General features: G+C 34.9%; 7 protein-coding genes. 4 read left to right on the top strand and 3 right to left on the bottom strand.

The annotated features are described in order from the left end of the window. Window positions 1–260: 260 nt before the first annotated feature. Window positions 261–995 carry a hypothetical protein gene (locus HGC4_RS09755; protein WP_050709948.1) on the bottom strand — a complete coding sequence of 245 codons (735 nt, stop codon included), beginning with the start codon at window positions 993–995 and terminating at the stop codon, window positions 261–263. A gap of 239 nt (window positions 996–1,234) precedes the next feature. On the opposite strand from HGC4_RS09755, the gene HGC4_RS09750 reads away from it, so the two are divergent. Both HGC4_RS09750 and HGC4_RS09745 read left to right on the top strand, forming a co-directional pair. Further along, a complete protein-coding gene (locus HGC4_RS09750; RefSeq protein ID WP_050709947.1) occupies window positions 1,235–2,500 on the top strand; it encodes a DUF2851 family protein in 1,266 nt (421 codons plus the stop codon). 85 nt (window positions 2,501–2,585) lie between these two features. Beyond that, window positions 2,586–3,803 (top strand): DUF6051 family protein, encoded by a 1,218-nt coding sequence (locus HGC4_RS09745; protein ID WP_050709946.1) that lies wholly within the window; start codon window positions 2,586–2,588, stop codon window positions 3,801–3,803. Between the two features lie 78 nt (window positions 3,804–3,881). Here the strand turns inward: HGC4_RS09745 and thrC are convergent, their stop codons facing one another. Together thrC and HGC4_RS09735 are read right to left on the bottom strand one after the other, a co-directional pair. After that, the gene (thrC, locus tag HGC4_RS09740) at window positions 3,882–5,180 is read right to left on the bottom strand and encodes a threonine synthase (protein WP_050709945.1); all 1,299 of its coding nucleotides are present in this window, start codon (window positions 5,178–5,180) and stop codon (window positions 3,882–3,884) included. A gap of 59 nt (window positions 5,181–5,239) precedes the next feature. After that, window positions 5,240–6,448, bottom strand: coding sequence for a cofactor-independent phosphoglycerate mutase (locus tag HGC4_RS09735; RefSeq protein ID WP_050709944.1), 1,209 nt, complete (start codon window positions 6,446–6,448; stop codon window positions 5,240–5,242). Between the two features lie 246 nt (window positions 6,449–6,694). Between HGC4_RS09735 and bcp the strand changes: the two genes are divergently transcribed. Together bcp and recA are read left to right on the top strand one after the other, a co-directional pair. Then, window positions 6,695–7,183, top strand: coding sequence for a thioredoxin-dependent thiol peroxidase (gene bcp, locus HGC4_RS09730; protein WP_050709949.1), 489 nt, complete (start codon window positions 6,695–6,697; stop codon window positions 7,181–7,183). Window positions 7,184–7,185: 2 nt separating this feature from the next. Continuing rightward, entirely contained in the window at window positions 7,186–8,217 is a 1,032-nt protein-coding gene (recA, locus tag HGC4_RS09725; RefSeq protein ID WP_050709943.1) for a recombinase RecA, read from the top strand. Window positions 8,218–8,242 lie beyond the last annotated feature (25 nt).

The raw sequence follows: 8,242 nt of genomic DNA, 5'->3' as shown, positions 1-8,242 counted from the left end.
CTCCGAAGAATGCACACACACACACTCTCTCTCTCTAAATTACCTAATGGATTAGCAATCAATAAGAAGAGATATAGATTCAAAAAGAAATATAATGTATGATTCCAATTTATAAGAGAGTAGTTATCATATTCTTTGCAATCTGTATATTGTATAAGGAATAAACCAAAGTATATAATACAATTTTATTGATGTTATAGATTAGAAATAAAAAAGGAGGTGTATCAATTACACCTCCTTTTAATTATTATATAAAGTTATTACTTTGCTTTACTATAGAAAAGGTCACTGCTTTCAGAGAAAAAACTAGACATATTTGAAGGGTGAATTCTGTTAGTTTTTATTAAGCTGGAAATATAGAACTCTTGTTCCATGGAAAAAGGCTTCTGAGGGTCTTTATATAATGTCAAATAGCTTCTAAAACGTAAAGGAGCATCTCCACTCGTGAAACTGGCTGCTTTAACAGGTACTATATTCCCATTTTTATCCACATTGGTTCTCTTATTGTATATGTTATTATCCACTTTATTAAAATTGAGGCTTGCTAAGTTCATTGTTTTATATTCAATCTTAGAATTTGGAGGGATGAAACTAATGCTTTCGGGTTCTTTAGTTATAGCCCCGTTGAGCGACGCAGAAGATTGGCTAGAAGTATTACTATAGAATGAGTTTCCGATTGTAGTTACGTTTGCCGAACCAGATAATACCATAGTTTTTCCTATATAACTAGTTGCCATATCATCAATAATAATAGACGATCGTTTCCAATCAATATATAAAGGTTCTTTTCCTTTATTGTACACAGTAATCAAAATAGGCCCATCACTTCCATCAAAAGAGTAATAAATATCCAGACTATCGTTTTGTGTTATGAGGCGTCCTTGCTCATCTTTTACTGTCTCTTTATTTACTGAATCTATTGTAGAAAAGAAATAAGTTGATGCACAAGATGAAAAAAGGAGCATTATTCCTAGTAGGTATGTAATACGTTTCATAAAGATATTTTTTAGGTTAATTTGTTTATTCTTATAAGACAAATATAATTGAAATTTGTTGTATGCCTTTGTTATTTTATTTTCTAGTTTATGTGATTGAATGATTTTCTCAAATTATTAGTGAATTATTGAATATATTGGCTTGTCATGCGTCAATTAGAGTTTATATTTTCTATTTTTATAGGTGTAAAATTCGCGAAGCTAATTAATCTGAATATTTTCTTGATACTAATTTACAAATGGAACAACTATTGCACTATGTATGGAAACATCGACTTTTTCAAACGGATTTAAAAACAACAGATGGTATTCCTATTGAAATATTAGATGTAGGGTTACATAATACGGATGAAGGTCCCGATTTTTTTAATGCAAAAGTAAAAGTTGGAGAGAGAGTTTGGAGTGGTAATGTAGAAATACACAGATCTTCGGATGAATGGTTTAAGCATCAGCATGATCAGAATAAAGTATATAATTCGGTGATATTGCATGTTGTAGAGTTTGCTACCAAAGAAGTGTATAATGAAGCGAAGCTTCCTATACCTCAGTGTGAGATACAATACCCTAAACATGTAAGAGATAATATTGAGTTTCTATTAAATTCGGATGTTTCACTTCCTTGTTGTAATTATTTAAAGGAGTTTCCTTCAATACACTTGCAAGGTTGGTTAAATGCTTTGCTTATGGAGCGTTTGGAGCGAAAATCAAGCGATATACAGCAATTATTAGAGAGATTCAATAACTCATGGGCCGATGTTTTTTATGTCTTGTTAGCAAGGTCTATGGGGTTTGGGCTTAATTCTGAAGCTTTTCAGCGATTAGCTTTAAGCCTGCCTCTACATTATATTTTGAAGCAGGGTGATAATCCATTACAAATAGAAGCTTTACTTTTAGGGCAAGCAGGAATGTTGGATGATATAACTGTCCCTGATGTATACACCGAAAAGCTTCAAAATGAATATAATTTCTTAAAGAATAAATATTCACTTACGCCTTTGGATAAAGAGATATTCAGAAAGTTACGAGTGCGTCCAACAAGTACTCCACATATTAGACTAGCACAATTAGCTAGTTTATTATTAAATATACAGGGACTATTCTCAAAAGTATTAGAGTGTAAAGATTTGGGACAAATACGTTTGCTTCTTCATGTAAATGCATCAGAATATTGGCAGACTCACTATCAATTGGGAGAAGAATCGCCGCGTAAGAGTAAGTTTATAGGTGACGCTTCACTTGATGTGATGATTATTAATGCAATTGTTCCTATTGTTTTTGCATATGGGAGAAGAATTAATGACGAATCGTATGTCGATAGAGCTTTAAATTTCTTAGATTTGATAAAACCTGAATCCAATTCAATTATCAAGCAATTTGCTTTGTATGGAGTAAGATCTAGAAATGCTTATGATACTCAAGCATTGATACAATTGAAAAGAGAGTATTGCGAAAAAAGAAAATGTTTATATTGCAGAATAGGATATCGACTTTTATCGGAGAAATAGATATATAAGGATTGTTATTTGATTGTTTTGAGTTAGATTAACGAATGTAATAATTATTTTTTTTACTGTACTTAATAGAAAGAAAATGGAATATTGTGATTTGTTTAAGCATTTGAAAAATATCGAATGCTACGATGCTAATGAGATTGATCTCGATGAGAATACGGTGTTGAGAAATTACAATTTTGAATCTAAATACCGTTTTATCTTGCCCGGAGGATCGGGTAATAATGATGACTACGAATATATCCCTTCGGGGTCGGAGCATGAATATGAGCCGGATATTATTCAAGAGATGTTGAATAAAAAGGATGCAGAAATCTTGGAGAATATCAAATTTCGTTATCATGTAATAGCTCCAAAGAATACACCTAAAGTGAAGGGGATATTATTTATGTTTCATGGGTTTAATGAGAAACATTGGGCTAAATACCTTCCTTGGGCAAAATATATTGTAGAAAAGACAGGTAAGGCTGTAGTTTTATTCCCCATTGCATTTCATATGAACAGGGCTCCGGCAGCATGGAGCGATATGCGTGAAATGTATTCGATAAGCGAGCAGCGAAAGCAACGTCATCCGGATGTAATAGGCTCTAGCTTGTCTAATGTTGCAATTAGTACCCGATTGCATAATAAGCCACAACGGTTTATATGGTCTGGTTTACAAACATATTATGACGTAATTGATTTAATTGAAGATATCAAAGCTGATAATCATCCAGATATAGATCCGAATGCCTCTATTGATGTATTCTCTTATTCAATTGGTAGTTTTTTATCTGAGATATTGATGATGACTAATAAGAACGATTACTTCTCAAAATCGAAATTTATATCATTTTGTGGAGGAGCTGTCTTTAACAGGTTATCTCCCGTATCTAAATTCATATTAGATAGTGAAGCTAATGTAAGCCTTTATTCGTACGTTGTAGAGCACTTAGAAAGCCATATGAAGCGAGACGAAGTTCTAAGACATTATTTGGGAGGGATTCACCCGGAAGGTGTCAATTTTAGAAGTATGCTCAATTATAAAACACTTACTAAGTATAGAGAGGATAAATTTAGAGAAATGAGTGATCGTATATATGCAATTACTTTAAGGGAAGATACTGTAGTTCCTGCATATGAAGTCATAAATACATTGCAAGGGGTTAATCGCGATATCCCCATTAAAGTAGATATATTAGACTTTCCTTATAGATACAAGCATGAAGATCCTTTTCCTGCATTAGAAGGAATAAAGAAAGATGTAACAGAGCAATTTAAGCGTACGTTTGATCTAGTATGCGACTTTTTGAAGTAGCTCATATATATTCTATATAATAAAGAAAAGCCGACTAAATCATATTTTAGTTGGCTTTTCTTTATTTTACACAAGATCTTATTTCAATAAAGAATTTTTGAATCCTTCATATTCTTTGTTTAAAGCAATACTTTTCTTTTCCCCTTTCATAAAGGCTTGTAAGGGAGATGGAACTTCTATCTTTTTATCAAGAATAGATTCTACTGTCTCTAAAAATTTAGCAGGATGGGCTGTTTCTAAGAATATACCAACCTCGTCTTTTTCCAAATAATCAGCCAAACCCTGATATGCACATGCACCATGTGGATCGAGTAAATAACTCGTTTTTTGATAAGTTTCTTTTACAACATCCTTAATTGTATTGTCATCATACCATTCTCCTGAGATATCTTTCTTAATTTCAGATAGAGAATGATTGTATAAATCTAATATACGTGCAAAGTTGCTCGGGTCTCCTACATCCATTGCATTGGCAATGGTTTGTACCGATGGGCGAGGATTATACTTGCCAGTCTGCAAATATTCGTAAAATATATCGTTGCTGTTATTGGCTGCAATAAAGCGTTTGATGGGTAATCCCATTCGTTTAGCAATAAGTCCCGCAGTAAGATTACCGAAATTTCCACTTGGTACGCTAACTACTACATTTTCAGTCTTATTTATTTTCTTCAATTGTGCATAAGCATGGAAATAATAAAATGCCTGAGGCAGAAAACGGGCAACGTTTATAGAATTAGCAGAAGTAAGGTTTAGCTTTTTATTTAAATCTTCATCCATGAAAGCAGTTTTCACTAATGCCTGACAATCGTCAAATGTTCCCTCAATCTCTAATGCTGTAATGTTTTGACCGAGAGTGGTAAACTGACATTCTTGAATGTTACTGACTTTTCCTTTAGGATATAAAACATAGACATGAACGCCATCTACACCTAAAAAACCATTAGCTACGGCACTTCCTGTATCACCCGAAGTTGCAACCAATACTTTCACATCGCTTTGTCCTTGCTTCTTGATGAAGTAGGCTAGCAAACGAGCCATAAAACGTGCTCCCACATCTTTAAACGCCAATGTAGGACCGTGATATAGTTCTAAGCTATAGATGTTATCATTTACGTGAACCAAAGGCATATCGAAGTTAAGCGTATCATATACAATTTGTTTTAGAGTATTGGCTTCTATGTCCTCACCAAAGAAAGCATCGGCAACAACATAAGCTATTTCTTGAAAACTAAGTGTATCTATCTTGTCAAAAAAAGACTGAGGTAATTGTTTTATATTTTCGGGCATAAACAAGCCTTTGTCTGAAGCCAAACCTTTTACCACAGCTTCCTGCAATGTTGCTTCCTGTGCTTGTTTATTTGTACTGTAATATTTCATGTTTAAAAAAGTAAGTTTTCTAAGTAACAAAGTATTTAAAAAAAATAGAATCAATGACCTTATTTTTTGAACAAAGTATCCATGAATTCGTGACCTACTAAAATGCCGAAGCCGCCTTTGGCAGACTCAAACTCGTCATATACTTGTACATTATCTGTCTCTCTGTTCGATCTGTATATAAGGAAAGGTACAGGCTTATTAGTATGAGTACGTAAATGGCATGGGGTAGGGTGATCAGGGAGAATAGCTATTGTAATAGGCTCATCCCAATCTTTTGTAGCCTCGTAAATAGTTTTTACTACACGAGAATCAAGGTATTCTATGGTCTTTTTCTTTAGCTCATAATCTCCTTCATGACCGGCTTCGTCACTAGCTTCGATATGAAGATATACAAAATCATCATTTTTGAGTGCATCAATAGCAGCTTGTGCTTTGCCTTCGTAATTGGTATCATATAATCCGGTTGCACCTTCTACATGTATAAGTTTCAATCCTGCATATTTGCCGATTCCCATAATAAGATCGACTGCTGATATTACTGAGCCGCTTTTTATGCCATAAAGCTCTTGCAACGTCTGCATTTTGGGTCTGTATCCGGGTGACCAAGGCCAAATACTATTAGCTGGATCTTTACCTTCTGCAATACGTTTCTTATTTATAGGATGATCTTTCAATAACTCCTGTGATTTAATGATAAGATTATTGAGATATGTTGCTGTTTCCTGAGCATCAGGTGTTGTAGCTTTTATAAGTACGTCTTCGAAAGGTGTACCCAATACATCGTGTGGAGCTGTACAGTCTAAATTCTTGTTTCCACCCTTTATTTTCAATAGATGGCGATAAGATACTCCTGGATAAAAACTGGCAATATCATCACCCAATTCTTTCTCCAGAAAATGGATTAGTTCGGCTGCCTCTTCCGTTGAAATATGTCCGGCAGAGTGGTTTTTAATTTTGCCATCTTCAATGCAGATAACATTACATCTCATAGCCATTTCTCCGGGTTCAATATCAACATCCATGCTGGCTGCTTCCAATGAGCCACGTCCTTCAAAAACGAGAGGGACATTGTAACCCAAAACCGATAAGTTTGCAATTTCACTACCGGGTTTAAATCCCGCAGGTATTGTATCTAATAGTCCGCTTTTACCTTTTGCTGCAAGTAAATCGATGTACGGTTTATGTGCTGCTTGTAATGGTGTTTTATTACCCAAAGCTTCGATCGGCTCATCGGCCATTCCGTCTCCTAAAATTATAATTGTCTTCATACCTTAAACTAAATTGCAATTCCCCTGTTAGAGAATCCTTAAATGTTGGTCTCTGTTTTTACTAAAACACTAAATTATACAAAATATTTAAAAAGAGATTGTTTTTATGTTTTATTGTCACTCTTTTTCTATTAAAAGCTGTCAATAAGAAAATGTGATGTTTTCTTTGGAAGTGTGATACAAGAAAAATATTTTCAGTCGAAAGAATTAAATCTTATCTTTGGTTTCAAAATAAATATATACAATATGGCTCTAACTATCGGCGATAAAATACCTGAGGTTTTAGGTACGGATCAGGCAGGAAATGAAGTGAAAACGAGTGACTTTAAAGGTCGTAAATTTATCTTGTATTTCTATCCCAAAGACAATACCCCCGGATGTACAGCCGAAGCTTGCAATTTTAGAGATAACTTCTATGAATTGCGTCAGGCAGGCTACGAAATTGTAGGGGTGAGTGTGGACGATGAGAGATCACATACTAAATTTATAGAGAAATATGAGCTTCCCTTCCGTTTGGTGTCGGACAAAGACAAAGTATTAGTCGAAGCGTTTGGAATATGGGCCGAAAAAACGTTAGCCGGTAAAAAATATATGGGTACCTTGCGTTCTACATTCTTGATAGATGAAAATGGCATAATAGAACATTCTTTTAGCCCTAAAGACATCAAAGCTAAGGAACATGCGGAACAAATATTGGATTGGTTGACAGAGCTAAAAAACAAAAACAAAAAATAATAATGGCTGAAGAAAAAGAAAAAGCAAAAAAAGATGCTGTAGCTCCTAATAGCGAAAAGCTAAAAGCTTTACAAGCAGCGATGGATAAGATTGAGAAGAGCTATGGCAAAGGCTCAATCATGAAATTGGGTGACGAGAAAATAGATGATATAGCTGTTATACCAACCGGTTCTATCGGTTTGAATGCAGCGTTGGGCGTAGGAGGTTTTCCTCGTGGACGTGTTATCGAAATATATGGACCAGAATCATCAGGTAAAACAACATTGGCAATTCATGCTATTGCAGAAGCTCAAAAAGCGGGTGGTATAGCTGCATTTGTGGATGCTGAACATGCTTTTGACCGTTTTTATGCCGAAAAATTAGGCGTTGATATAGGCAATCTATTGATTTCTCAACCTGATAGTGGTGAGCAAGCTTTAGAAATTGCTGAGCAGTTGATCAGATCATCTGCAATTGATATTGTAGTGATTGACTCGGTTGCGGCTCTTACTCCAAAAGCTGAACTTGAAGGAGATATGGGTGATTCAAAAATGGGTCTTCAGGCTCGTTTAATGTCGCAAGCTCTTCGTAAGCTAACTGCTGCAATCAATAAAACAAATACAACTTGTATATTTATCAATCAGTTGCGTGATAAGATTGGCGTAATGTTTGGTAACCCCGAAACTACAACAGGTGGTAATGCTTTGAAGTTTTACGCATCGGTTCGTCTGGATATTCGCCGTATAGGTCAGTTGAAAGATGGCGAAGAAGTAAAAGGTAGCCAAACTCGTGTGAAGGTTGTCAAAAATAAAGTTGCACCCCCATTCCGTAAAGCTGAATTCGACATCATGTACGGTGAAGGAATTTCGCGTGCAGGAGAAATTGTTGATTTAGGCTCTGATTTGGGCATCATCAAAAAGAGTGGTTCGTGGTATAGTTATAATGAAACTAAACTAGGACAAGGTCGCGAAGCAGCTAAAGATATGATGAGAGACAATCCTGAATTGGCAGATGAACTAGAGCAATTGATTTTTGCTGCATTAAAAGCAAAATAAGATATTTATCTATTTATATAAGAAA

It is taken from the genome of Dysgonomonas sp. HGC4 (assembly GCF_001261715.1).
Lineage (GTDB): Bacteria > Bacteroidota > Bacteroidia > Bacteroidales > Dysgonomonadaceae > Dysgonomonas_A.
The sequence above is the reverse complement of the archived record's forward strand: the minus strand, read 5'-3'. Positions and strand labels throughout refer to the sequence as shown.

Coding starts and splice junctions, on each gene's coding strand:
- HGC4_RS09755 (WP_050709948.1), bottom strand. CDS start 995: ATGAAACGTATTACATACCTACTAGGAATAATGCTCCTTTTTTCATCT.
- HGC4_RS09750 (WP_050709947.1), top strand. CDS start 1,235: ATGGAACAACTATTGCACTATGTATGGAAACATCGACTTTTTCAAACG.
- HGC4_RS09745 (WP_050709946.1), top strand. CDS start 2,586: ATGGAATATTGTGATTTGTTTAAGCATTTGAAAAATATCGAATGCTAC.
- thrC (WP_050709945.1), bottom strand. CDS start 5,180: ATGAAATATTACAGTACAAATAAACAAGCACAGGAAGCAACATTGCAG.
- HGC4_RS09735 (WP_050709944.1), bottom strand. CDS start 6,448: ATGAAGACAATTATAATTTTAGGAGACGGAATGGCCGATGAGCCGATC.
- bcp (WP_050709949.1), top strand. CDS start 6,695: ATGGCTCTAACTATCGGCGATAAAATACCTGAGGTTTTAGGTACGGAT.
- recA (WP_050709943.1), top strand. CDS start 7,186: ATGGCTGAAGAAAAAGAAAAAGCAAAAAAAGATGCTGTAGCTCCTAAT.